Consider the following 24,921-nt stretch of genomic DNA (forward strand, 5'->3'; position numbering starts at 1 on the left):
CCCCTCCGGCTGGTCGCGAGCGACACCCCGCACGCCGTGTCCCTGTGCGGACGAAATGGGGACTATTCCCCATCCGGAGGCCTCACTCCGGTCACCGCCCACTGCTATACATGAAGGGGTCGCCGCACCAGGGAGCGATCGCATTCATCAAGGGGGAATCATGACCACGACACCAGCAGGCTGGTACGACGACGGATCCGGACGCCAGCGCTGGTGGGACGGCCAGCAGTGGACCGAGCACTTCGCTCCCGAGGCCGCGGCCCCGGTCGAGTCCGAGGCCCCCGCTGCGGCTGAGACTCCGTCAGCCGCCGAGGTCCCCGCCGCCGAGGTCCCCGAATACGGCTCCCCGGCTCAGCCGGCCGCCGGTTACCCGGGTTCCGCCCCGACCTACCCTGCGGGATACACGACGTCGCCGTCGGGTTACCCCGCCGCTTCGCCGTACGCTCAGCCCGGCCAGGACGCTCCGAAGAAGATCTCGATCCTCGGACTCGTCGGCCTCGGCCTCGCGGCGGTCGGAACGATCCTCGCCTTCATCCCCGTGATCGGGTTCTTCGGGTTCATCCTGCTCGGCGCCGGCTTCATCGTCTCGCTGATCTCGCTTTTCCTGAAGGGCAAGAAGTGGCCCGGCATCGCGGGCCTGATCCTCGCCGTCGTCGGCACGATCATCGGCGTCGTGATGTTCTTCGTGTTCGTCTTCGCGGTCGCGCAGACGGCGAGCGAAGAGCTCGACAACCTTCCCAGCACCTCCCCGTCGAGCGAGGCGACCGACCCGGGCGAGACGGACGGTGCCGACGACGGCACCCGCCCGACCACGCCCGAGGTGGCCGCAGGACTGACGGCGATCCTCATGCTGGACGGCACCGAGGGGTACACCGAGGAACAGGTCCTGTGCCTCGCCGACCTGCTCGTCGTCTCCGACCTCGACAACGCCACGCTGCGTGCGATCGCCGAGAGTGACGGCACTCTGACGGATCTCGACGCGATCAACGGTCTGGCCGAGGTCCTCGGGGACACCGAGGCCATCACCGCCTGCTTCGTCTCCTGAGACGGCACGACAGCGGGAGCGCGAGATGACTACGCCTGCGGGGTGGTACGACGACGGTTCGGGGAACCAGCGGTGGTGGGACGGACAGCAATGGACCGAGCACGTCGTGGCCGCTCCCCCGCGGCCCGCCGAGCCTGCTCCCGAGCCTGCTCCCGCTCCCGCTCCCGACGGTGATCCCGTCCCCGCCACGCCGGAACCTGCTCCGTTCGCTCCGCCGTACATGATGGCGCCTGCGGATCCGACACCCGTCGCGGGCCCGACCATGACCGGCTATCCGGGCGCTTCCGGCGTCGTCGGTGATCCGTGGGCGGTCCCGGCCGCTCCCCCTGCCGCGACCGGGACGCCGGTGCTCGGCATCATCGGCCTGGTGACGGTGGTCGTCGGCGTGATCGGCGCCTGCGTCCCCGTGATCGCGATCGCGGGCTGGAGCCTGCTCGCCATCGGATTCATCCTGTCGCTCGTCTCGCTCTTCCTGCGGGGTCGGAAGTGGCCGGGCATCACCGGGATGGTGGTGGCGGCGATCGGCGCCGTCCTCGCGGTCGCCGTGTCGCTCGTCCTGCTGGGAGTCGCGTCCGCAGCGGGAGGAGCCGGCTCTCCGAGCGGAGCCCCGGCCGAGCGCCCCTCGACGAACGACGGTTCGGGCGCCATCGAGGGTGCCGAGATGGTGAGCTTCGCCGATCTCCGCGTGGGCGACTGCCTGCCGTTCGTCGACTACTCCGACGAAGAGGGGAACATCTACGAACTCCCCGTGGTGCCCTGCGCCGACCCCCACACGGACGAGGTCTTCTTCATCTACGACCTCGAAGGCGAGGAGTTCCCCGGTGACGGCGCCCTCCAAGACCAGGCATGGGATGGCTGCCTGTCGGAATTCGAGGCCTACGTGGGCACGTCCTACATGGATTCGGTGCTCGACTACTACACGTATCAGCCAACGGAGTCGTCCTGGGTCCGTGGCGACGACCGCACCGTGCACTGCATCCTCTACAGCTATGAGGACGTGACCGGCACGCTGAAAGATGCCGCGTACTGACTCTTGCGCTGTCGCCGAGACAAGAAGAAGGGCCCCGGGATCACTCCGGGGCCCTTCTTCTTGTCTCAGTCCTCGATCTTGCGCTTGCGCCAGCGGATTCCCGCCGAGATGAAGTCATCGAGATCGCCGTCGAACACGGCGGCCGGGTTCCCGGACTCCTGGCCGGTGCGGAGGTCTTTCACCAGCTGCTGTCCGTAGAGGAAGTAGGAGCGCATCTGGTCTCCCCAGCTCGCGGTGATGTTGCCGGCGAGTTCCTTCTTCTTCGCTGCTTCCTGCTCCTTCTGGAGCAGCAGGAGCCGCGTCTGCAGCACGCGCATGGCGGCTGCCCGGTTCTGGATCTGCGACTTCTCGTTCTGCATCGACACGACGATGCCGGTCGGAAGGTGGGTGAGACGCACCGCGGAGTCGGTCGTGTTGACCGACTGTCCGCCGGGGCCGGACGAGCGGAAGACGTCGACACGGATGTCGCTCTCGGGGATGTCGACCTCGGTCGCCTCCTCCATGAGCGGGATGACCTCGACCGCGGCGAACGACGTCTGGCGCTTGTCGGCGGATCCGAACGGACTGATACGCGCGAGGCGGTGCGTGCCGGCTTCGACCGAGATGGTTCCGAAGGCGTAGGGCGCATCGATCTCGAAGGTGGCGGACTTGATGCCCGCACCCTCCGCGTACGAGGTGTCCATCACCTTGACGGGGTACTTGTGGCGCTCTGCCCAGCGCAGGTACATGCGCATCAGCATCTCGGCGAAGTCGGTGGCATCGTCGCCCCCCGCGCCGGAGCGGATCGTGATGATCGCTGCCCGGTCGTCGTACTCGCCGTCGAGGAGCGTCTGCACCTCGAGCTGGTTGATCAGGTCGGTGAGTGCCGCGAGCTCGGTGCGCGCCTCCTGCGCGGAATCCTCGTCGTCCATCTCGTTGGCGAGACCCACGAGCACCTCGAGGTCGTCGAGGCGCTGCGCGATGCCGGTGATGCGGGCGAGCTCGGACTGACGGTGGCTGAGCGCGCTGGTCACCTTCTGCGCGTTGTCGGTGTCGTCCCAGAGGTCGGGAGCACCGGCCTCTTCGCTGAGACGCGCGATGTCGTCGCGGAGACGGGAGACATCGACGACCTCGCTGATGTCGCCGAAGGTGTGCCTGAGCGCCTGGATTTCGGCGGAGAGATCTAGTTCGAGCATGACACCTCAGCCTAACGTGCCGTCTGCCCACGCGGGGACCGGGTCCAGGAGCACCTCCCTGCGGGGAGTAGCGTGAGGGCGTGAGCAGTGCATCGACGGTCCTTCGGCAGTTCGGACCGATGGTGTATCTGCCGACGGTCCTCTTCGCCCTCGGCGAGGGCGCCGTGATCCCGCTCATCCCGGTACTCGCAGCCGCCATGGGCGCCGACGTCGCTTTCGCGGCCCTCGTCGCCTCCGCGCTCGTCATCGGCCAGCTCTGCGGAAACCTCCCCGCCGGATGGGCGGTCGGGCGGATCGGCGAGCGGTTCACGATGGTGATCGCCGGCGTGATCGCGATCCTGTCGGCTGTGGGAATGGTCTTCGCCCCGACGCTCGGCGTGCTGGCGGCCTCAGTGTTCGTCCTGGGCGTGTGCGCGGCCGCCTTCGGCCTGGCCCGTCACGCGTTCATGACGACCAGGGTTCCGGTCGCCTTCCGCGCGCGCTCGCTCTCGTTGCTCGGCGGCAGCTTCCGCCTCGGCATCTTCATCGGCCCGTTCGTGGCAGCGGGTCTGCTGCAGCTGTTCGGCACCGAGAGCGCCGCGATCTGGTTCTTCCTGGGCTGCCTCGTGGTGATGGTGATTCTCGTGCTCTTCGGCCCCGATCCGGAGAAGACGACACCTCCCGCTCCGCTCACCCCGGCCGAGCGCTCTATGGAGGACTCCGGCGAGGCGGTGAGCGGATCCATCCCGACCGTCGAGCGCACGGGCATCTTCCAGACCATGTGGCGACAGCGCGCGGTGCTCGGGCGTCTCGGACTCGCCGCGGCGTCGCTGTCGGCGGTGCGCTCCGCGCGGCAGGTCGTCCTCCCGCTGTGGGGGCTCTCCCTGGGGCTGGACGCCTCGACGATCGCCCTCGTGGTCGGCGTCTCCGGGGCGATCGACTTCGCGCTCTTCTACGCCAGTGGGCAGGTGATGGACCGCTTCGGACGACTGTGGGCGGCGATGCCCGCGATGGTACTCATGGGCGCCGGCTTCCTCGCGCTGTCGTTCACGCACGAGCTCGATGCGGCGGTGCTGTGGTTCGGGATGTTCGCCGCGGTGCTCGGCGTCGGCAACGGCCTGTCGAGCGGGATCCTGCTCACCCTCGGTGCGGATGTCGCCCCGAAGCGCGAGCCCGCCGCCTTCCTCGGGTCCTGGCGCACGCTCACCGACGCCGGAGGTGCGATCGCTCCGCTGCTGGTGTCGGCGATCACCGCTTTCTCGGCGCTCCCCTTCGCGGCCGCAGCGATGGGCGTCATCGGCCTCGTCGGGGCAGCCGGATTCCTGCGGTGGATCCCGAAGTTCATACCCAGATCGCGCCCGGAGCCGGAACCGGAGTCGGAGTCGGAGCCGGGGCCGGAGCCGGACGGCAACTGAGCGCCCCCGTGCGGTAGGTCACCACAGGGCCGTGCGGCTCGTGGCCATGGACTCCAGGCGTACGCCGTCCGGGACGAAGGGCGACAGCAAGGGCGGACGCCAGTCGACGCCGACCGTCACACGTGCCGACACCCCGTCGGGCGTTCCCGCCGCGACGAGGTCCGTCTCGCCCGGCACCCCTTCGACCAGGGCTGCCGCTTGCTCCTCGACCCCGGAATCCGTCAACTCGGCGCGAACGCCGTCGGCCGTCACCGCGAGGATGAAGCCGTCCGCCCCGGCGAGCGCCGCCGAGTCCGCGAGGGCGTCCAGCCTCTTCTGGGCGATGTAGAGATCCGTCGCGCAGACGCAGACGTAGATCACCACGAGCGCGAGGAGCACGTAGCCGAGCGTCAGCAGGAGGACGCTGCCCTCCTCCTGGTCCGGCACTGCTGTGTCCGCTGACCGGCCGGCGCGCGTCATCGCGCACCCCACAGCCGCGACACCTTCTGCGCCGAAGTGGCCTGGACGGGGACCGCGGTGGAACGGTCGAGCCCGAAGAGCTCCGGCACCAGGGGCAACCGCACCCGGGCGCTGACGGTGACGAAGACGGTCGCTCCCGACGATGGGCATTCGACGCCCGACGGAGTGCATGTCAGCGTCACGTCCACCGCGTCGGCATCCAGTCCGTATTCGTCGATCACACCGCGCAGCACGGCATCGCCGCGTTCGGTCGCGGAGGCGGCGTCCGGAGCCCGCGCTATGACGCGCGCCATGTGCCGCGCCGCCGCCTCTGCGCCGAGCGTCTGCTCCTGGATGCCGCCGAGGGCGATCACGAGGTAGACCATCGGTACGAGGAGGATGACGCCGACCGCGATGAACTCGAGCGCCGCTGATCCTTCCTCACCGGCCACCGAACGTCTCCACGGGTGCATGGGCCTCCACCTCCATCGCGAACGGGATTCCGATCAGGCCCAGCAGGGGGAAGGTCGAGCGCACTCGCACGTCGACGGTTTCTTCCTCCGGGAGTCCCGAGGTGCCGATCCGGATGTCCTCGGCATATCCCGCGCCGATCGCACGCGTGATCACCTCGCGGGTGCGTTCGACTCCTTCGGCCGGACTCGTGTCGGCGAGAGCAGCGTGATACGCGCCTTCGACCGCTGCATCGTGGACCACGTTTCGCACATAGACGGCGAGCGCGAGTTGGAGGACGGCGAGTGTGAGCGCCGTGAGCAGCGTTCCCACCAGCAGGAACTCCACCGGGCTCGAACCGCGCTCATCCGCGAACCGGGGCCCCTCCGCCATGTCAGAGCCCCGACACCCGTTGGATCGCCTGTTCGAACAGCGCGGTCAGCGCGGGTCCTGCGACCGCCCAGATCAGCACCACCAGCCCGGCCGTCATCAGTGTCACGAGCACCCAGCCGGGAACGTCACCGGATTCATCGGCCGACAGAGCGCGGAAGAACGAGCGCAGGCGTGTGATCATGCGGCCAGTCTGCCCGGGGTGAGATCACCCGCGCGGAAGTTATCCACAGCCCGCAGGACGCCGCCGTCCGCGCCTCCCCTGCCAGAGAGTTCGCGTCAGCCGTTCCGCTCCTGCCAGCGGTGCAGCAGAGCGGGGATCTCGCCCCGCAGGAATTCATAGAACGCGTGCATCTGCGCCAGGCGCTGATGAGCCGGATCATCGTCACCGGTGACGGAGACGCCTTCCGAGGCGACCTGGAGCATGGCGTCGATGATCGTGTTCTGGCCGGTGAACAGGGTCGCCCAGGCATCGTCGCGAAGTCGGAAGTGCTCGCGGCGACTCCCGGGAGCGGGCAGACGCTCGATGAGACCCACCGAGAGCAGCGACTTGATCGCACTGGAGACCGCGCCGGCGCTGGCATCCAGCCGCTCGACGATCTCACCCGCTGTGACCGTCTCCTGGTCGGTGAACAGGAAGACGGCGAGCGTGCGCGCAGCCATCCGCTGCATCCCACCCTCGGTCAGCGTCAGCGCCAGTCGTTCGGCGGTCTGCCACTGCGTGTGCCTGTCGGTCATCTCACCCTCCAGGCAGCACGATATCAAACATCATGACTGTTCAATAATTCCTGAAACTCCGATACTGTCGGAAGCGCGTCATCTCGACCACGACGCGAGGAAGGACGACATCCATGCGCGCAGTCATCATCGGAGCCGGCATCGCCGGACTCTCCACCGCCCTCCGCCTGCACCAGGCCGGGTGGGAGACTCTCCTCGTCGAACGCGCACCCGCACGCCGCGACGGGGGCTATGCCGTGACCTTCGGCGGCATCGGGTATGACGCCGCAGAGCGAATCGGAATCCTGAGCGATCTCCAGGCCCGCTCGTTCGAGACCACGGAGCTCAGCTATCACCGGTCCGACGGCTCACGCCTCTTCGCTCTGGATCGCGCCACGATCGCTGCCACCACCGGCGCGCGCTCCTTGACGATCCTGCGGGGCGACCTCGAGTCGGTCCTGTATGAAAGGTTCCGGGATCACACGACCATCCGCTTCGGCACCACGCTCACCTCCTTCGAGCAGGACGACCGAGAGGTCCGCGTCGCACTGACCGACGGCACCGTCGAGACGGCTGATCTGCTGATCGGCGCGGATGGGTTGCACTCGACCACGCGCACCCTGCTGTTCGGCCCGGAGGAGGACTTCCTCGTCGACCTGCAACACAAGATCGCCGTGTCCATGCTCGATCGGCGCCCCGCATCCATCGCACCGGGCACCACGGCCACGCACTCCTCGCGCGGTCGCACCGCCGCCGTCATCAGTGCCGGCGACGGTCGCAACGTCGCCTTCTTCGACTACCGCGCCGATCACGCGCGCCCGGGCGCCGACGTGCACGCCGAGCTGAGACGTATCTACGGCGATCTCGGTTGGATCATCCCCGAAGTACTCACCGGCCTCCAGGAAGCCGACTCCGTCTACTTCGACACCGTCAGCCAAGTGGTGGTGCCGTCCTGGAGCAAGGGTCGAGTCGCGCTCCTCGGCGACTCCGCGTGGTGTGTCACGCTGTTCGCCGGCTACGGCTCATCTCTGGCCGTGGGCGGAGCGGACCGGCTCGTCGCAGAACTCACCGCCAGGTCTGACGACATCCCGGCCGCTCTGCAGGCGTGGGAGACAACGATCCGCCCCGAAGCGGAACGCAAGCAGAGGCTCGGACGACGGGTCAAAGGAATCTACGCCCCCGCCCATCCCCTGACCCTCTGGCTGAGCATGCTGCCCCTCCGCCTCGCCTCCTTCCCTCTCGTCCGCAGCTACATGACGCGGCGGTACATCAAGGGCTGAGACCCCTCTCCCTGCGAGGCGGTCAGCCGATGCCGAGCCGCAGGATGAACAGTCCCGGATACACCGCGAAGAGCACCGACAGCGGCAGGATGAGGAAGACCAGCGGGAAGAGCATCAGGATCTCCTTGCGCCCTGCCTGCTCGATGAGCGTGCGTTTCGCGTCCTCGCGCGCATCGCCGGCCTGTGCGTGCAGCACCGCGGCGAGCGGCGCTCCGTGCTCGAGAGCGGCGATCACCTGGTCGACGGCACGCGAGAGCCCGGGCAGCTGCAGACGTCGCGCCGTCTCGCTCAGCGCGTCAGCCAACGGCGACCCGGTCCCGACCGCGAGGACGACCTGACGGAGTTCGGCTGTCAGCTCACCGGTGCCGACGGCGGCGACACGTCGGAGGGAGTCGAGGAACCCTTCGCCGGCGGCAAGGCACAGCGCCAGAAACTCCAGCGTCGTCGGAAGCTCGTCGGCGAGACGCACCCGGCGAGCCCTGGCCCGTGCGGAGAGCTGCATGTCGTACACGACGGCGGCGAGCGCCCCGAACACCACCGGGATGACACTCGTGGGCACCGACATCCGCCCTGCCAGTGCGAGGAGGATGACCACGATGGCACCTCCGCCGATCCCGGCGAGCGTCCACCCCAGTTGCTTGCCTCGGAACACGGACGGTTCGATCGCCACTCCGGCTTGGGACAGTCGCTGTCGAAGGGCGGCTCCCCCGCCGAGCAGACGCTCGAACGTCTCTCGAACGGCGTCCCACAACGCTCGAGAACGCGCGGGAAGCACGCCGGAGGAAGGCAGGATGCCTGGGGGCAGCCGCTCGTCGGTAACGACGTCACGGACGTAGGGCCCGATACGGACGATCAGGGATGCTGCCCGCCAGCGCGGAAGCACGAACAGGACGCTCAGCACACCGGCGGAGAACGTGCCACCGACCAGCACCGCGACCGCGACGACCGACACCTCCGTCACCCGAACCACCGCCGCGGCTCGGAAAGTCGACCGATGCGGACCATGATCCGGAAGGCAGCGACCGAGATCGCGGCTCCGACGCAGATCACCAGAACCCCCTCGGGCGTGCCGTATGCCGAAGCCCCCTCCGGCCGCATGACGAGCAGTCCGAGGATGATCCACGGCGCGACGGCCCCGAGGATCGCCGCACCGCGGATCCACGACTGCCGCGCCTCGACTTCTCCCCGAAGCGCGGCATCTGCACGGACGGACGCCGACAACGCGCGGAGCACACTGATCAACTCGGTACCGCCGACCTGACGGGCCATGCGCAGAGTCTCGACGATCCGATCGCCGATGGGATCGGCGAGGGACGACTTCAACCGGTCGAGGCTCGTCTCGAATCTGCCGCTCGCCCGGAGGTCTCGGGCGAACACGACGAATGCGGGTCGGAGCATGGTCGGCGCGGACTCGGCCAGGCTCGCCACCGCGTCGGGGAGCGAGAGCCCGACGCGGATCGAGGCGATCAGGAGGTCGCAGATGTCCGGCCAGAGTTGCCGACGCGCGCGAAGCAGCCGAAGCCGCCGACCGCGCAGGAACAGGATCGGCGCAGACGCCCCCGCCGCTCCGGCCAGCAGGGCAAGCACCGGCAGTCCGCTCAGGAGCCAGACCACAGAAGCGGCCAGCATCCCCGCGGCCACGATCACCGCGATGAGCACGCGCGGCACGAGCGCGACGAGGCCCGCTTCCTCGATCAAGCGCGTGAGTCGTCCGTCTCTGCCGGCCGGTTGCGCGTTCGCACGAGGCGGCCACATCCACGGCGAGACGCACAGGAGCACACCTGCGGCGAGCGCGGCCCCGAGCAGCACCGTCACGAGTCCACCCCGATCCGGTGAACGGGGCCACGATCCATGTCGGCACGCCGTTGCGTCGTCGAGCCGTCGAGATAGACCCGCGCTGTACGGATGCGTCCCTCGACGATCTCTCCGGTGGGCGCGACGATCTCCTGCACGAAGCGGCGGCCCGAGCGGTCGCGCACGCAATGGACGACGAGGTCGATCGACGTGGCGATCGCCGGCGCGATGAAACCGCGATCGATGTTGCGGCCGGCCAGGAGCGGCAGCATGCTGAGCTTCTCGAGGGCCTCCGTCGCGGAGTTCGCGTGCACGGTGCACGCTCCCGGCACTCCGGTGTTGAGCGCGAGCACGAGGTCGAGCGCTTCGGCATCACGCACCTCACCGAGGACCAGGCGGTCCGGCCGCATCCGGAGCGCTTCCTTCACCAATCGACGCAGGGTGATCTCCCCTGTGCCTTCCAGACTGGACTGGCGCCCCTGCAATGCGACCAGATCAGGACCCTCGATCACGAGCTCGAAGGTCTCCTCGACGGTGACGATGCGCTGCGAGTCGGCGCACGAGGCCAGCAGCGCACCGAGCACCGTCGTCTTCCCGGCGTGGGTCGCGCCGGAGACGATCACCGTGCGACCGTCGTTCATCGCCGCCCGCAACCGCTCAGCCACCGCCACGGGCATCATCCCCTGGGCCGTCAAAGCCTCGAGCGACCGATACTTCGGGAGGAACTTCCGGATGTTGACCGCCCAGGACCCGCGCACGACGTCGGCGATCGCGACGTGCAGACGAGAGCCGTCCGGCAGCGAGGCGTCGACGAAGGGCTGACTGATGTCGACCCGTCGACCGGTGGCCTGCAGCATCCGCTCGACGAGGTCGCGCACCGTCGTGTCGCTGAGGCGCAGTCCGGTCCGCTCCGCCACGCCTTCGCGCGCGACATGCACGTGTCCGGTGCCGTTGAGCCAGATCTCCTCGATCTCGGGATCGTCCAGCAGAGGCTGCAGCGCTCCGAACCCGCTGAGCGACGCCAGCACGTCACGGACACAGGCCGCTTCGTCTTCGATGAGGCCGCCGCCGCGTGCGAGAGCAGCGTCATCGTGACGACGGACCTCCGCGTGCGCGATGCGCCGCGCGGCGTCGGGATCGATCGTGGGATCCACCCCTTCCGTGCGCAGGCGACGCCGAACCTGCTCGGTGACCAGGGCAGACGGATGACTCACCCCGGCATCCTCGCAACGATCGGTTCCCCCGCGTCGGAGTTATCCACAGGCACGCCGCTCCCAGCCGCTCCGGGGGGGCGATGAACTGCGGGCTGATGCTCAGACAGCGGGTTTCGCCGGTCAGTAGACTGATTCCACCGCGCGGGAGTGGTGGAATTGGCAGACACGCAGGATTTAGGTTCCTGTGCCCCAGGGCGTGTGGGTTCAAGTCCCACCTTCCGCACGAGAGACGATGGTGCCGTCGCGAGACCACCCTGACGTCGCTCCGCTTTGACGCCGACCACTCACGACCGACGGGAATCCCGCCAGTGCTCGAATCCATGCTGCACGCTCCCACCGCCCTCATCCCCTGGCTCGACCCCCAGACGATCATCGGCGCGGCGGGCCCCTGGGCGCTTCTGGTGGTGTGCTTCATCGTCTTCGCCGAGACCGGTCTCCTGGTCGGGTTCCTCCTCCCCGGCGACACCCTGCTCATCATCGCCGGGCTCCTGACGCACACCAGCAATGTGTTCGGCGTGAACATCTGGGTCGTCTCGCTCCTGATCGCGCTGTCGGCCTTCATCGGCGGCGAGGTCGGCTATCTGATCGGTCACAAGGGCGGACCGGCGGTGTTCGAGCGCAAGGAGTCGGGCCTCTTCAGCAAGAAGAACGTCGAGCGCACGAACGCGTTCTTCGAGCGCTTCGGCGGTCTCACGGTCATCCTCGCCCGTTTCGTCCCCATCGTTCGCACCTTCGCGCCCGTCGCAGCCGGTGTGGGACACATGCCGTGGCGCCGCTACTCGCTCTACAACTTCATCGGCGCCATGATCTGGGGCTTCGGCCTCACGATGGTCGGATACCTCATCGCCTACATCCCGTGGGTGCGCCTACTCGTGGTTCAGTACATCGACGTGATCCTGCTGATCGCCGTCGGCGGCACCGCCCTCGTCACCCTGTGGCACTACTTCTCAGAGCGCCACAAGGCGAAGAAGGCCGCGGCGGCAGGCGAAGACGTCGTGACCGATGCCGAGGAGGCACAGGAACTCGTCCTGGATGCCGACGTGTTCGACCGCGCCCCCGACCTGGACGGCGACGGCAAGCACTGATCCTGACCTCGTGCGCCGAGCCCTCGGCGGACGAGGTCAGCCTGCGTTCTTCGCGCGCTCCTCTTTGGTGCGCGCGACGCTGGCGCGGAGTGCCTCCATGAGGTCGATGACTTCGCCACCCTCCGCAGCCTTCTCGGCCTCCCCGAACGTCTCGGCGACGTCGAACGTGTCCCCCGCCTCGATCTTCGCGTCGATGAGGGTGCGAAGCTCCTTCTGGTACTCGTCGACGAAGTCCTCGGGATCGAAGTCGGCCGAATAGCTGTCGACGAGTGAGGCGGAGAGCTCGAGCTCCTTCTTCGAGATCCGCACGTCCTCGTCCAGTGCAGGGAACTCCGCTTCGCGCACCTCGTCGGCCCACAGCAGGGTCTGCAGCACGAGCACCTTCCCCCGGACCCGCAGCGCGGCCAGCCTGGTCTTCTGCCGCAGTGTGAAGCGCACGATCGCGGTGCGATCCGTCTGCTCCAGGGTCTTGCGCAGCAGCACGTACGCCTTCGGGGACTTCGAGTCCGGCTCGAGGTAGTACGGCTTGTCGAGGGTGAGCAGATCGACCTGGTCGGACGGCACGAACTCGACGACGTCGATCTCCCGGCTCTTCTCGGCCGGCAGCGCGGCCAAGTCGTCCTTGGTGAGCACCACCGTCTGCCCGTCGTCGACGTACGCGCGATCGATGTCGGCATAGGCCACCGTCTCGCCGCACACCTCGCACGTGCGCTGGTACCGGATGCGGCCGCCGTCCTTCTCATGCACCTGATGCAGCGGCACATCGTGATCCTCCGTGGCGGAGTACACCTTCACCGGCACGTTCACGAGCCCGAATGTCAGCGCGCCCTTCCAGATCGTCCTCATGACACCAGTGAACACCAGTCGAAGCCGTCGCGACCAGTCCCTTGACTACGCTGGCTGCATGGTCGGACCAGGGCAGATCGTGCAGGTGGACGGTCGCCGACTGCGCGTGACGAATCTCGACAAGGTCGTCTACCCGGACACCGGCACGACCAAGGGCGAGGTCATCGCCTACTACAGCGCGATCGCCCCGCTCATCCTGCCCCTCCTCGACGGACGCCCGGTCACGCGCAAGCGCTGGGTCGAAGGCGTCGGGACGAGGGACGCTCCCGCGGATGCGTTCTTCACGAAGCAGCTCGAACCGGGGGCACCGGCCTGGATCCCGCGGCAGGCGATCCAGCATTCGGACGGCCCGAAGGAGTACCCCCTCGTCGAGGACGTGCCGACGCTGGTGTGGCTCGCTCAGGTCGCCGCGATCGAACTGCACGTGCCGCAGTGGCGCTTCGCTCCGGACGGGAGCCCGGGTCGCCCCGATCGCCTCGTTCTCGACCTGGACCCGGGCCCCGGTGTCGGACTCGCACAGTGCGCCGAAGTCGCGCGCTTCGCACGCGTCATCTTGACGGACATGGGGCTCGATCCGCTCCCGGTCACGAGCGGGAGCAAGGGTCTGCACCTGTATGCGGCCCTCCCCGGGGAGCAGACGAGCGACGAGATCTCGGCGGTCGTGAAGGAACTCGCCCGCCTGATCGAGAACGACCATCCCGATCTGGCCACGAGCGTCATGTCGAAGGCCGAGCGAGGCGGGAAGGTGTTCCTGGACTGGAGCCAGAACAACGGCAAGAAGACGACCATCTCGCCGTACTCGCTCCGGGGGCGGGCACAGCCGTGGGTCGCGGCTCCGCGCACCTGGGACGAACTCGATGACCCGGATCTGGCCCAGCTCGACCTCGACGAGGTACTCGCCCGCGCAGCCGCGGGAATCGATCCGCTCGCCGGGCTCCGCCCGCAGGAGGCCTCGTCGGCCCCAACACCTCCCCCGGCTCACCGGCCCCGTCACCCGCGGGGCGCTTCGGCCCCTTCACGGGGCGCCACGGCCGCGCCCCTCGCGCCGATGCTCGCCGAGAACGGCACCGCCGGGGTCACGCGGGCGCTGAGCGATCCGTCCTGGGTCGAGGTGAAATGGGACGGCATCCGAGCCTTGGGCACCTGGGCCGACGGACGGATGCTCCTGCACGCGCGGCGCGGCACCGACATCACGACCCGCTATCCGGAACTCACCGCCGACGGCGCCCCTTTCCTGCCCGTCGCCGACGCGATCGTGGATGGGGAGATCGTGGCGTTCGACGGCCAGGGACGCCCGAGCTTCTCCCTGCTGCAGAACCGCATGCATCTGACCCGTCCGCGCGAGATCGAGCGGGAGGTGGTCCGCACGCCGATCGTGTACATGCTCTTCGACCTGCTGAGCCTCGACGGGCACGATCTCACGGGCATGCCGCTGCGCGAGCGCCGCATCCTGCTCGAAGACGTCGTCGCAGGCCTCGACGCCCCGATACAGATCCCTCCTGTCTTCGACGACGTCGACGCGGCCCTCGCTGCCAGCAGGGAGTTCGGTCTCGAAGGCGTCGTGGTGAAGGACCCGCAGTCCCGTTACCGCCCGGGGCAGCGCAGCCCGTCCTGGCTGAAGCTCAAGCACACGCGCATGCAGGAGGCCGTGATCGTCGGGATCCGGCCGGGCAAAGGCGATCGCGAGAGCACACTCGGCTCGCTCCTGCTCGCGGTGCCCGACCGCTCCGGCGGCCGAGGCGGATCAGCGCCGTTGCGCTACGTCGGGAGGGTGGGAACCGGATTCACCGACCGCATCCTCCGCGATCTGCTCGCACGCCTCGACCCGCTGCGCAGGGAGACAGCGCCCCTCGACGGCGTGCCCGCGCCCGACGCGTCCGACGCGCTCTGGGTGCATCCCGAGCTCGTGGGCGAAGTCGAGTTCGCCAATTGGACCCCCGATGGGGTGCTCCGACACGCACGATGGCGAGGGTTGCGGCCCGACAAGGAGCCGGGCGACATCGTCGTGGAGCGCTGACCACTCCCCCGCACCGGAGCGTTCAGGCGTGATGAGGCTCGCAGTCCGACTTCTCAGCCGGCTCGATCTGGAAGGTCGAATGCTCGACATCGAAGTGATCGGCCAAGCACGCCTGCATGTCGGAGAGGAGCTGCGTCGACCTCCCGTCGGCGAACAGCTGCGGCTCGACGGTGACATGCGCCGTGAACACCGGCGCGCCCCGCGTGAGCTGCCACACGTGCACATCGTGCACGCCGACCACACCGTCGTACCCCAGCAGGTGGGTGCGGATGTCACTGACGGCGGTCCCCTTGGGCGCCGACTCGGCGAGGACCGAGAACACTTCGCGCAGCAGCGCGATCGCTCGCGGGATGATCATCGCCGCGATGAACAGGGAGGCGATCGCATCGGCCGGCATCCATCCCGTCAGGAGGATCACGATCGCGGCGACGATGACCGCGGCGGACCCGATCAGGTCTCCCATCACCTCGAGATAAGCGCCGCGCACATTGATACTCGTGCGCTGCGCACGGCTGAGCAACCACATCGAGACGGCATTCGCCAGCAGGCCGACGACGGCGACCACGAGCATGAGCCCGCCGGCGACCTCGACGTCGCCGGGGTTCAGCAGGCGGCCGATGCCCTCGATCGCCACCCACGTGGCCAGGGCGATCAGGATCACGGCATTGATCAACGCGCCGAACACCTCGGCGCGTTGATACCCGAAGGTCCGTCGATCATCGGCTGGTCGCGCGGCCACGGTCGCGGCGATGAGCGCGATCACGAGCGCGGAGGCGTCCGTGAACATGTGCGCGGCGTCGGCGAGCAAGGCGAGCGAGCCGGTCAGGATCGCACCGACGACCTGCACGACCATCACGGTCGCCGTGAGCGTCAGCGAGATCGCCAGCAGGCGTCGACTGTTGGCCGAACGGATGCCGCCGGCGGCGGGTGCGTGATCGTGCATGCCCCCAGGCTAGACCGGGAATCACAGCCGGAAGGCGTGTTCGCCCTAGTCGGGAAGGGTAACGATTCTCAGCGTCACCAGCAGTTCACCGACGGGTGCGCACGTAGGTGAGCACGACGCATCCGTTGTCGAAGGTCCGGGCTTCCTCGAGGTCGAACGACTTCGGCGCGAACGCGAACCTCGCCATCGGGATCCCGTCTCCCGCGATCACCGGATACTTCTTGACGATGAGGCGGTCGATCTCGTCGATCAGCGCTCCGGCGAGCAGAGCGCCTCCGGCGAGGTAGATCCCCAGCCCGTCCTCGGCCTTCACCTGCCGCACGCGTTCGACCGGATCGGTGCGCACGATCTCGACGTTCGGATCCGCGGGATCGGCGAGCGTGCCGCTGAACACGATGGTGCGCAGGTGCGCGTACGGGTCGGTCACCCCCACCTGCAACGCCGGCTCGTAGGTCCGGCGCCCCATGAGCACCGTGTCGAACTGCGTCACCGGAGCGTCTGCCCCTCCGCGCCCCGCGCGGGCGAAGGTCGGCTGCACGTCGGCGAACTCCGTGCCGAGCGACTCGGCGAACGCCGGGGTGACGGGATAGAAGTCGACCTCGTCCGCGGGGCCCGCGATGAAGCCGTCGAGGGAGACACCGATGTAATAGGTCAGTTCACGCATGCCCTCACGATAAGCACTACACGTGAAGTACGTCAACCGTAGTGGTTACGCTTCTTCGGACCTCAGAGTGCAGCGAGCAACGGCAGCAGTTCCGCGAACGCACGCGCACGATGCGACTGCGACTGCTTCTCCTCCGCACTGAAGTCGCCCACCGTACGCTCCTCGCCGTGCGGCTGACCGTCGGGGATGAAGATCGGGTCGTAGCCGAAACCACCGCCACCGGACGCCTCGTGTGACAGACGCCCCGGCCACCGGCCTTCGACGACCTGTTCCCGGCCGTCGGGCATCACCAGGGCGATGGTCGAGGTGAAGTGCGCGGTCCGATGCGGGTCGGCGATGTCGCGCAGCTGATCGAGCAGGAGCGCGAGATTCGCCCCGGCATCCTTCTTCTGGCCCGCCCAGTACGCGGAGAAGACCCCGGGCGAACCGCCCAGGACGTTGACGCAGATACCGGAGTCGTCGGCCAGAGCGGGGAGCCCGGTGTGCGTCGCCGCCGCCCTCGCCTTGATCAGTGCGTTCTCGGCGAAGGTCACGCCGTCCTCGACCGGTTCCGGGCCGTCGTAGCCGACGACCTCGAGGTCCGGTCGTGCCTGCGCGACGATCTGCTGGAACTCCGCGACCTTGTGCGGATTGTGCGTCGCGAGGACGACCTTCATCGTCGCTCCCCCGCCAACGCGGCGAGCTGCTTGCCCTTCAGCTCGTCGCATCCGGACACTCCGAGCTCGAGCAGCGCATCCAGTTCGCGCTTGTCGAACGGCGCCCCCTCGGCTGTGCCCTGGACCTCGACGAACAGTCCGCGGCCCGTGACCACGACGTTCATGTCGGTCTCGGCGCGCACGTCCTCGACGTATGCCAGATCGAGCATGGGCTCGCCGTCGATGATCCCGACCGACACCGCGGCCACGGAGTCGAGCAGCGGCGTGGAGTTCTTGCCGATGAACTTCTTCTCGCGCCCCCACTCGATCGCGTCGGCCAGCGCGACGTACGCGCCGGTGATGGCCGCGGTGCGCGTGCCCCCGTCCGCCTGCAGCACGTCGCAGTCGATGACGATCGTGTTCTCACCGAGCGCCTTGGTGTCGACCACGGCGCGAAGGGCGCGACCGATGAGCCGGGAGATCTCGTGCGTGCGTCCGCCGATGCGCCCCTTCACGCTCTCGCGGTCGTTGCGACTGTTCGTGGCGCGCGGGAGCATGGCGTACTCGGCCGTGACCCACCCCTTGCCCTTGCCGGTCAACCAGCGCGGGACGCCGTTGGTGAACGAGGCGGTGCACAGCACCTTCGTGCCGCCGAAGCTGATCAGGGCCGAACCCTCGGCCTGTGCGCTCCAGCCGCGCTCGATGGTGATCTCACGCAGCTGATCGGTGGAACGGCCGTCGACGCGGACGATGTCGGTCATGTGCTTCTCTCGGGTCAGGGTGATGCGTCGAGTCGGGATGGCTCGACACGGTGTTACTCGAAGGTGTGCTCGGGAAGGGTGATCACGCCGGTCTGGACGAGCTGCACGTCGCGGACCTCCCGGCCCATCAGGCGATTGGCCAGCGCGGTGAAGTCATCGGCCGAGACGCCGGTGGCCTCGTAGACATAGGTGGCCGTGGCATCGGGCGGTGCGAGCAGATCTCCCCGCACCAGCTGACGGTAGACGTCGCCGGCGGTCTCATCGTCGCTGGAGACGAGCGTCACGCCCTCCCCCATCACGTAGCTGATCGCACCGCGCAGGAACGGATAGTGCGTGCAGCCGAGGACCAGGGTGTCGACGCCGGCGTCCCGCAGCGGGGCGAGGTACTCCTCGGCGACGGCGAGCACTTCGGGAGTACCGGTGATCCCCGCTTCGACGAACTCGACGAATCGCGGACAGGCGGCCGTGAAGACCTGCAGCCGCTCGTTCACCTCGAGCATGTCCTGGTACGCGCGCGATCCGATCGTGCCGACCGTGCCGATCACGCCGACGCGCCCGTTCCTCGTGGTGGAGACGGCGCGGCGGACGGCGGGGCCGATCACCTCGACCACCGGGATGTCGTAGCGCTCGCGTGCGTCGCGGAGCATGGCCGACGACGCGGTGTTGCACGCGATCACGAGCATCTTCACGCCCTGCTCGACGAGTGTGTCCAGCACCTCGAGGGAATAGCGACGCACGTCGGCGATGGGCTTGGGGCCGTAGGGGGAATGGGCGGTGTCGCCGATATAGACGAACGACTCACGGGGCAGCTGGGCGCGGATGGCCCGCGCCACCGTGAGCCCGCCGACACCGGAGTCGAAGATCCCGATGGGCGCGTCGTTCATGACTCCCCAGCCTACCCGCGTGCGCACCTCCGCGTGCATCAGCACGCTCAGTAAGCTGAGCGCATGACCACGTCGACGGCGCTGCTCACCGACCGCTACGAGCTGACGATGCTCGCTGCCTCGCTCCGCGACGGGACGGCTTTCCGCCCGAGCGTCTTCGAGCTCTTCTCCCGCCGACTCTCCGGCGGCCGCCGATTCGGAGTGGTCGCAGGCACCGGACGATTCCTCGAACTGCTGCGCGAGTTCCGCTTCGGTGACGACGAGTTGCGATTCCTCCGCGACGAGCATGTGGTCGACGCGACATCGCTGAAGCACCTCGAGGAGTACCGCTTCACGGGCACGATCCGGGGCTATCGAGAGGGCGAGCTCTACTTCCCCGGCTCCCCCATCCTCACCGTCGAGGGAACGTTCGCGGACGCCGTGGTGCTGGAGACACTCGCTCTGAGCGTGCTCAACCACGACTCCGCCGTGGCCACGGCCGCATCGCGGATGAGCATCGCCGCGGGCGAGCGTCCGCTGGCGGAGATGGGCTCGCGCCGTGCTGCTGAACGTTCCGCGGTCGCGGCCGCACGCGCCGCGTACATCGCAGGGTTCAGCGCCACCAGCAACCTCGAAGCGGGGCGGAGCTGGGGCATCCCGACGATGGGCACCGCCGCTCATTCCTGGACGCTCCTGCACGACACCGAGGAAGAGGCGTTCCGCGCACAGGTCGACAGCATGGGCGTCGGCACGACGCTGCTCGTCGACACGTACGACATCCGGAACGGGGTCGAGACCGCGATCCGCGTCGCGGGCACCGACCTGGGCGGCGTGCGTATCGATTCGGGCGATCTCCCGATCGTCGCCGGTGATGTGCGGGTGCAGCTCGACGAACTCGGGGCGACGTCCACGCGGATCACCGTGACGAGCGACCTCGACGAGTATGCGATCGCGGCACTCGCCGCGTCGCCGGTCGACGCCTACGGTGTCGGGACATCGGTCGTCACCGGCTCCGGATACCCGACCGCGAGCATGGTCTACAAGCTCGTGGCACGGCAGGACGCGGCGGGGGCCTGGATCGCGGTCGCCAAGGCGTCCGCGGACAAGGCCTCGTACGGCGGACGCAAGGCCGCGTTCCGGACGCTCGTCGACGGCGTCGCGACCGCGGAGACGGTCGTGGTCTCCGACGGCTTCGAGGAGCTGGACACGCCATCGGAGCATCCCGACGGCCGCCCGCTGCAGGTGACGTTCGTCGAGGCGGGCGACATCGACACCGCACACGAGGGGACGGAGGGAACGGCGGCCGCGCGGACGCACCACCTGCGGGTGCGCGAGGAGCTTCCCGTACGCGCTCTCGCGCTCAGCAAGTCCGACCCGGCGATTCCCACCGTGTACGTCGAGGCCGACTGAGGTCAGCCGATCATCGACTCGTAGATCTCCTTGCACGTGGGGCAGATCGGGAACTTCTCCGGGTCACGACCCGGCGTCCACTTCTTGCCGCACAGCGCGCGCACCGGCTTGCCGGTGATCGCAGACTCGAGGATCTTGTCCTTCTTCACGTAATGCGAGAAGCGCTCATGGTCGCCCGGTTCGAGATTCTCCTCGCGGAGGAGCTCTTCCAGTTCGCGATCAAGCGTTGCCACGCCGCCCTGATCGGGGCTGTCCAGCGGAGTACTCATCCCGTGAGTCTAGCGGCGTCGAGCCCCTCGCGGGCGGGTGTCACGCGGTCTCGACGAACTCCATCAGCCGCTCACCGCTGTGCTCGAAGATGCGACCGCCGATGACCGCACCCGCGGCGAGGACGCCGAGGCCGATGAGAAGGCCGACCCAGAACGTCGCCGGCGCATACGCCGAACCCTCGACGATCGTGGCCGCGAACAGCCAGATCGTCGGGACGCTGAGCACGATCGCGCCGAGGAACGCTGCAGCAGGCCCGTACGCTCCGCGCGACGTCGGCCGCTGCGGCTGCTGGAACGGACTGTCGCCGGGACGGGAGACCGCGTACGGCGCGACCACCGAGACGATGCTCGAGATGCCCAGGGCGGAGAAGAGCAGGCTCGCTGCGAGGCCGCCGAGCGGAAGGAGCAGCCTCCAGTCTCCGATCAGCAGCAGCGAGAGCGGTACCGCGATCGCGAGGACCGGAATCGCGACGAGCAGCACGGGAACCAGTCGACCGAGGCGATCGGGAAGCCCACGCACGCCGCTCGCGACGTGGGTCCACAGTGCGGTCGAGTCGTAGGCGACGTCGTTGTGCGGCAGCCATCCGAAGAACAGTGCCATCACCGGCACCGGCACGAGCGCGGCGATCTCGATCGGCACGCCGGCGACGATCAGCGGCAGCATGGTGAGCACACCGGCGACCGGGACGACGATGATGTTCATGATGTAGCGGCGATCCCGGAGCCAGTACACGAGGCTCCGCGAGGCGATCGCACCGAACGCATTGGACGGCAGCAGCCCGAACCAGCCGAGTCCGGTGCGCTCTCGCGAGGCGACGGGACGCTCAGTCGTCGTGAGCAGGCGTCGCACGAGCCAGGTCCAGGCCGCCCAGAGGAGACCGACGGTGAGGACGGCGATGATGCCGCTGACCCAGGCAGCCGCGGTCTCGCCCGCCGCGGATGCGAAGAGGAAGGCGGGCGACGCCGCGAACGGGGTGAACCCGAGCACGGTCGACAGCGTCGACAGGGAATCAGGCACGAGCCCATCCCAGCGCAGGGAGCCGAGGAACACCGCCACGGGGAACGCGATCACGAGCAGAGCGAGGGCGAACAACGCCGTGAGCTCCCGGGACCGACGCTCCGGCAGCAGCAGGGCGTTGATGGCCATGCCGATCCGCGATATGAGCACGGTCGTGAGGATGCCGATGATCGTCATCAGCACCGCGAGGGGCCAGGGCGTGCCGTCTCCGATCGCGACGATGCAGACGCTCGTGTAGACGGCGACGAGGGCGAGACTGGGCACACTGACGAATGAGGCGAGCGTGAGCACCCACGGCATCCGGCGCTCGTCCACACCGAACACGGCGAAGCGTCGCGGGTCGAGCGGGTCGACCGCGCCGACGAGGATCGGGCCCACGAGGAAACCCAGGAGCAGCGCGGCTCCACCGAGCACCGTGACCGCCTGCGCGACCGGGACGGGCGCACCCGACAGCGTGAACACGGCGATGCACACCACGGTCGTGACGGCGATGACGGCCGCGAACACGAGGAGCGTCCGAAGCCGACGCTCGCCGCGGAGCGACCCGAGAAGGAGAGCGAGCCTCAGTCGGAGAACGTGTGCAGCCACTCGAGCCCCTCCACCTCACCGCTGGAGCCGGCAAGTTCGACGAAGCGCGCTTCGAGCGTCTGCCCCGCGCGCACCTCGTCGATCGTGCCCTCGGCGAGCACTTCACCGCCGACGATGATGGCCACCCGGGAGCAGACGCGCTCGACCAGATCCATCCCATGACTGGAGAGGATCACGGTCCCGCCGTGCGAGACGTAGGCGCGCAGGATGTCCAGGATGACCGCGGAGGAGACCGGGTCGACCGACTCGAACGGCTCATCCAGCACCAGGACGCGCGGCGAGTGGATCATCGCGCCGGCGAGCATGATCTTCTTCGTCATACCTGCCGAGTAGTCCGAGACGACCCGGCTGAGAGCGTCACCGAGGTCGAATGCGCGGGCGAGATCGGCCGCACGCTTCTCGATCACGTCGGCGGAGAGCCCTCGAAGGAGTCCGTAGTAGTAGAGGAGCTGGCGTCCGGTGAGCCGGTCGAACGTCCGCAGCCGGTCGGGCAGCACGCCCATGAGCCGTTTCGCGGCCTGCGGCTGCGCGGCCTGGTCGACACCGCAGATCGTGACGCTGCCTTCATCGGCCCGCAGGAGGCCTGCGACGATCGAGAGCGTGGTCGTCTTGCCCGCACCGTTGGGACCGACGACTCCGTAGAACGACCCCGCAGGCACCGAGAGGTCGATCCCGCCGACCGCCCGGTTGTCTCCGAACTGCTTGACGAGGCCGCGGACGCTGACCGCTTCCCCGGCGGACGTCGCGTCGGTCCGTCCCGGGGCGTCGACCACCGCATCATCGGAGTCGGCGACAGCCTCGACGACTTCGAGCGTCGTCACCTCGTCGGCTGCGTCGGCCTCGGCGACGAGCGTCTGCTCGGCACCGTCCTCACCGCTCTCCGCTCCGGGTGCCTCCTGGTCGTCCACGGCTGGAACCGCAGCCACGGAGGCATCCGTCGTTGCCGATTCGGCCTCGGGGGCGGACTCGAGCTCGGACGACGGAGCAGACTCGGTCACCGGAGCAGACTCGGTCACCGGCGAGTCTTCGATCACGAGCGCGGCATCGGCCTGCGCGGCCTTCACGTCATCGGCCTCGGCCTTCGCCTTCGCCGCAGCCGCCCTCGCCGCCGCCGACTTCTTCGCTGCCGTGGTCTTCGCTGCAGCCGTCTTCGCGGTCGCCGCGCGGGCGGTGGACTTGGTGGCGGCCGACTTGGCGGCTGCGGTCTTCGCCGCCGCCGTCTTCGCGGCCGTGGACTTCGTCGCGGGCGTCTTTCCCGCAGCCTTCGGCGCAGCGGCCTTCGTCCCAGTGACGGCGGCCCGCGGTGCGGCGACACGCACGGCCGCGGCGCGGTCCGAGGCAGCCGTCGATCCGGAGGACTTCGTCGCGGCAGCTCGCGAAGCGGTGTTCTTCGCCGCTGCCTTCCGCGCGTCCGCTGCGGTTCGCGCGGTGCTGGTCGTCTTCGCGGGCTGCTCGTCCATCGCCTTCGGCAACGGCTCGACCACGACCTCGGCAGTCGGTGCGGCCTTCTCCGCCGCAGCCTTCGTCGTCGTGGACTTCGCGGGAGCCTTCACAGAAGTCTTCGCGGCGGTCTTCGAGGTCGCGGGCTTCTTCGTCGTGCCGGCCTTAGTCGTGCCGGTCTTCGTCGTGCCGGCCTTCGTCGTGCTGGTCTTCGTCGGCGTCGTCCCCGAGGTACGTGCGGTCGTCGGCTTCGTGGCCGCCGACTTCTTGGCGGCAGGCTTCTTGGCGGCAGACTCCGTGGCCACGGGCTTCTTGGCCGCAGCTTTCTTGGGCGCGGCTTTCGTGGGCGCGGACTTCTTGGGCGCGGGCTTCTCGGCATCCGTCGGCGCCTCCGAGGCCTGCGTGGACGATGCCGAACTGCTCACCGACGTGTCCCGGGGGAAGGCTTCGGTATCGTCCACCTGGGCGGTGCGGTCGTCAGGGGAGGAAGTCACCGTCCTACGGTATCAAGGGGTGGGCGCAAGCCAAGCCGCCGCGCAATAAACCGCCGCCGGATCCCCGCGATCCGGGGCGATCGCGCTCCGTGTGCGAGCCTGTGCGTCCGGTGTGTACTCGGTCACGAAATGGCAACGGGAGCCTTCGCACCCCGAGCTTCCCAGCCTGAATCGCTACCATGAACGCGGCACGACGAAGTGTCTGGTCGGTGAACCGACCGTGAACACAACTTCCTTTAGGAGCACTCGTGACTCTTCAGACCGTCATCCTCGCCGCCGGCATGGGCTCGCGCCTCGGCCGCGCGCTGCCGAAGCCGCTCACCGAACTGAGCGACGGCCGCACGATCATGGGCCAGCAGCACGACAACATCCGCGCCGCCTTCGGGTCCGACGCGCGCATCACGACCGTGGTCGGCTACCGCGCAGAGACCATCATCGAAGCCTTCCCCCAGGTCAACTACGTCCACAACGAGCGCTACGACGAGACGAACACGTCGAAGAGCCTGCTGCGCGCTCTCGGCGCCACCGGCAAGGGCGGCGTGCTGTGGATGAACGGCGATGTGGTCTTCGACCCGATGATCCTCGGCCGTGCGGCCGCCTACATCGAGCGCGACCAGTCGTTCGTGACCGTCAACACCTCGAAGGTCAGCGACGAAGAGGTGAAGTACACGGTCACGGCCGAAGGCTTCATCAAGGAGCTCTCCAAGACCGTCAAGGGCGGACTCGGTGAGGCGGTCGGCATCAACTACATCTCGTCCACGCACAAGAAGGCGTTCATGCGCCAGCTGCAGCGCGTCGAGGACCAGGATTACTTCGAGCGCGGCCTCGAGCTCGCCATCGCGGAAGACGCCCTGCTGCTCGAGCCGATGGATGTCTCCGACCTGTACGCGGTCGAGGTCGACTTCGCGGAAGACCTCGAGCGGGCGAACCTCTTCGTCTGATCCGATCCGTCGTGCGAGAG

26 protein-coding genes and 1 tRNA gene are annotated in these 24,921 nt (G+C 68.5%); 9 read left to right on the forward strand and 18 right to left on the reverse strand.

The window, feature by feature from the left end:
- Positions 1–160: 160 nt before the first annotated feature.
- Together FGL91_RS17335 and FGL91_RS17340 are read left to right on the forward strand one after the other, a co-directional pair.
- Positions 161–1,045, forward strand: a complete 885-nt coding sequence (locus FGL91_RS17335; protein WP_153244473.1) for a DUF2510 domain-containing protein — start codon at positions 161–163, stop codon at positions 1,043–1,045.
- 25 nt (positions 1,046–1,070) lie between these two features.
- Positions 1,071–2,075, forward strand: coding sequence for a DUF2510 domain-containing protein (locus tag FGL91_RS17340; RefSeq protein ID WP_153244474.1), 1,005 nt, complete (start codon positions 1,071–1,073; stop codon positions 2,073–2,075).
- Positions 2,076–2,140: 65 nt separating this feature from the next.
- Here the strand turns inward: FGL91_RS17340 and prfB are convergent, their stop codons facing one another.
- Complete coding sequence (gene prfB / locus FGL91_RS17345; RefSeq protein WP_047524313.1) at positions 2,141–3,250, reverse strand: peptide chain release factor 2; 1,110 nt, start codon at positions 3,248–3,250, stop codon at positions 2,141–2,143.
- A gap of 119 nt (positions 3,251–3,369) precedes the next feature.
- Between prfB and FGL91_RS17350 the strand changes: the two genes are divergently transcribed.
- Positions 3,370–4,644 carry an MFS transporter gene (locus FGL91_RS17350; protein WP_153244782.1) on the forward strand — a complete coding sequence of 425 codons (1,275 nt, stop codon included), beginning with the start codon at positions 3,370–3,372 and terminating at the stop codon, positions 4,642–4,644.
- Positions 4,645–4,662: 18 nt separating this feature from the next.
- On the opposite strand, the gene FGL91_RS17355 is transcribed toward FGL91_RS17350, so the two are convergent.
- The 5 genes from FGL91_RS17355 to FGL91_RS17375 form a co-directional block, all read right to left on the reverse strand.
- Positions 4,663–5,103, reverse strand: a complete 441-nt coding sequence (locus FGL91_RS17355; RefSeq protein WP_153244475.1) for a pilus assembly protein TadG-related protein — start codon at positions 5,101–5,103, stop codon at positions 4,663–4,665.
- Positions 5,100–5,555, reverse strand: a complete 456-nt coding sequence (locus FGL91_RS17360) for a TadE family protein (RefSeq protein WP_153244476.1) — start codon at positions 5,553–5,555, stop codon at positions 5,100–5,102. Before FGL91_RS17360 ends, FGL91_RS17355 begins: the two co-directional genes overlap by 4 nt.
- On the reverse strand, positions 5,524–5,925 hold the full coding sequence (locus FGL91_RS17365) for a TadE/TadG family type IV pilus assembly protein (RefSeq protein WP_131492645.1): 402 nt from the start codon (positions 5,923–5,925) through the stop codon (positions 5,524–5,526). The genes FGL91_RS17360 and FGL91_RS17365 overlap by 32 nt, the downstream gene beginning before the upstream one ends.
- A gap of 1 nt (position 5,926) precedes the next feature.
- Positions 5,927–6,106 (reverse strand): hypothetical protein, encoded by a 180-nt coding sequence (locus FGL91_RS17370; protein WP_047524308.1) that lies wholly within the window; start codon positions 6,104–6,106, stop codon positions 5,927–5,929.
- A gap of 95 nt (positions 6,107–6,201) precedes the next feature.
- On the reverse strand, positions 6,202–6,660 hold the full coding sequence (locus FGL91_RS17375) for a GbsR/MarR family transcriptional regulator (RefSeq protein WP_047524307.1): 459 nt from the start codon (positions 6,658–6,660) through the stop codon (positions 6,202–6,204).
- Positions 6,661–6,773: 113 nt separating this feature from the next.
- Between FGL91_RS17375 and FGL91_RS17380 the strand changes: the two genes are divergently transcribed.
- Positions 6,774–7,919 carry an FAD-dependent oxidoreductase gene (locus FGL91_RS17380; RefSeq protein WP_153244477.1) on the forward strand — a complete coding sequence of 382 codons (1,146 nt, stop codon included), beginning with the start codon at positions 6,774–6,776 and terminating at the stop codon, positions 7,917–7,919.
- A 22-nt stretch (positions 7,920–7,941) separates the two neighbouring features.
- On the opposite strand, the gene FGL91_RS17385 is transcribed toward FGL91_RS17380, so the two are convergent.
- The 3 genes from FGL91_RS17385 to FGL91_RS17395 are packed head-to-tail and all read right to left on the reverse strand — an operon-like array spanning position 7,942 to position 10,927.
- Positions 7,942–8,889, reverse strand: coding sequence for a type II secretion system F family protein (locus tag FGL91_RS17385; protein ID WP_227991705.1), 948 nt, complete (start codon positions 8,887–8,889; stop codon positions 7,942–7,944).
- The gene (locus tag FGL91_RS17390) at positions 8,877–9,734 is read right to left on the reverse strand and encodes a type II secretion system F family protein (protein ID WP_153244479.1); all 858 of its coding nucleotides are present in this window, start codon (positions 9,732–9,734) and stop codon (positions 8,877–8,879) included. Before FGL91_RS17390 ends, FGL91_RS17385 begins: the two co-directional genes overlap by 13 nt.
- Complete coding sequence (locus FGL91_RS17395) at positions 9,731–10,927, reverse strand: CpaF family protein (protein WP_153244480.1); 1,197 nt, start codon at positions 10,925–10,927, stop codon at positions 9,731–9,733. Before FGL91_RS17395 ends, FGL91_RS17390 begins: the two co-directional genes overlap by 4 nt.
- Positions 10,928–11,068: 141 nt before the next feature.
- Between FGL91_RS17395 and FGL91_RS17400 the strand changes: the two genes are divergently transcribed.
- Positions 11,069–11,150, forward strand: a tRNA-Leu gene (locus FGL91_RS17400).
- A 97-nt stretch (positions 11,151–11,247) separates the two neighbouring features.
- Complete coding sequence (locus FGL91_RS17405) at positions 11,248–12,012, forward strand: DedA family protein (protein ID WP_153244481.1); 765 nt, start codon at positions 11,248–11,250, stop codon at positions 12,010–12,012.
- Between the two features lie 36 nt (positions 12,013–12,048).
- Here FGL91_RS17405 and FGL91_RS17410 read toward each other — a convergent pair whose 3' ends face one another.
- On the reverse strand, positions 12,049–12,858 hold the full coding sequence (locus FGL91_RS17410; RefSeq protein ID WP_047524296.1) for a Ku protein: 810 nt from the start codon (positions 12,856–12,858) through the stop codon (positions 12,049–12,051).
- Between the two features lie 58 nt (positions 12,859–12,916).
- Between FGL91_RS17410 and ligD the strand changes: the two genes are divergently transcribed.
- Positions 12,917–14,875 (forward strand): non-homologous end-joining DNA ligase, encoded by a 1,959-nt coding sequence (gene ligD, locus FGL91_RS17415; protein ID WP_153244482.1) that lies wholly within the window; start codon positions 12,917–12,919, stop codon positions 14,873–14,875.
- 22 nt (positions 14,876–14,897) lie between these two features.
- Here ligD and FGL91_RS17420 read toward each other — a convergent pair whose 3' ends face one another.
- The 5 genes from FGL91_RS17420 to murI form a co-directional block, all read right to left on the reverse strand.
- Complete coding sequence (locus tag FGL91_RS17420) at positions 14,898–15,818, reverse strand: cation diffusion facilitator family transporter (protein ID WP_153244483.1); 921 nt, start codon at positions 15,816–15,818, stop codon at positions 14,898–14,900.
- An 85-nt stretch (positions 15,819–15,903) separates the two neighbouring features.
- Positions 15,904–16,482: a dihydrofolate reductase family protein gene (locus FGL91_RS17425; protein WP_153244484.1), complete on the reverse strand. Its 579-nt coding sequence runs from the start codon at positions 16,480–16,482 to the stop codon at positions 15,904–15,906.
- A 62-nt stretch (positions 16,483–16,544) separates the two neighbouring features.
- Positions 16,545–17,138 (reverse strand): RdgB/HAM1 family non-canonical purine NTP pyrophosphatase, encoded by a 594-nt coding sequence (rdgB, locus tag FGL91_RS17430; protein WP_153244485.1) that lies wholly within the window; start codon positions 17,136–17,138, stop codon positions 16,545–16,547.
- Entirely contained in the window at positions 17,135–17,878 is a 744-nt protein-coding gene (rph, locus tag FGL91_RS17435) for a ribonuclease PH (RefSeq protein ID WP_153244486.1), read from the reverse strand. Before rph ends, rdgB begins: the two co-directional genes overlap by 4 nt.
- 53 nt (positions 17,879–17,931) lie before the next feature.
- Entirely contained in the window at positions 17,932–18,762 is an 831-nt protein-coding gene (gene murI / locus FGL91_RS17440) for a glutamate racemase (protein WP_153244487.1), read from the reverse strand.
- A gap of 63 nt (positions 18,763–18,825) precedes the next feature.
- Between murI and FGL91_RS17445 the strand changes: the two genes are divergently transcribed.
- Positions 18,826–20,151, forward strand: coding sequence for a nicotinate phosphoribosyltransferase (locus tag FGL91_RS17445; protein ID WP_153244488.1), 1,326 nt, complete (start codon positions 18,826–18,828; stop codon positions 20,149–20,151).
- A 2-nt stretch (positions 20,152–20,153) separates the two neighbouring features.
- Here the strand turns inward: FGL91_RS17445 and FGL91_RS17450 are convergent, their stop codons facing one another.
- Genes FGL91_RS17450 through FGL91_RS19185 form a run of 3 tightly spaced genes read right to left on the reverse strand, consistent with a single transcriptional unit; the run spans position 20,154 to position 23,960 of the window.
- Entirely contained in the window at positions 20,154–20,420 is a 267-nt protein-coding gene (locus FGL91_RS17450; RefSeq protein WP_026049764.1) for a DUF3039 domain-containing protein, read from the reverse strand.
- A gap of 40 nt (positions 20,421–20,460) precedes the next feature.
- Complete coding sequence (locus FGL91_RS17455) at positions 20,461–22,026, reverse strand: hypothetical protein (protein WP_153244489.1); 1,566 nt, start codon at positions 22,024–22,026, stop codon at positions 20,461–20,463.
- Complete coding sequence (locus tag FGL91_RS19185) at positions 22,002–23,960, reverse strand: ABC transporter ATP-binding protein (protein ID WP_227991707.1); 1,959 nt, start codon at positions 23,958–23,960, stop codon at positions 22,002–22,004. The genes FGL91_RS17455 and FGL91_RS19185 overlap by 25 nt, the downstream gene beginning before the upstream one ends.
- Before the next feature lie 248 nt (positions 23,961–24,208).
- On the opposite strand from FGL91_RS19185, the gene FGL91_RS17465 reads away from it, so the two are divergent.
- Positions 24,209–24,901, forward strand: coding sequence for an NTP transferase domain-containing protein (locus tag FGL91_RS17465; protein WP_047523569.1), 693 nt, complete (start codon positions 24,209–24,211; stop codon positions 24,899–24,901).
- Positions 24,902–24,921: the final 20 nt, after the last annotated feature.

The organism is Microbacterium sp. CBA3102, assembly GCF_007954505.1.
In the GTDB taxonomy this organism is placed as follows: domain Bacteria; phylum Actinomycetota; class Actinomycetes; order Actinomycetales; family Microbacteriaceae; genus Microbacterium; species Microbacterium aurugineum.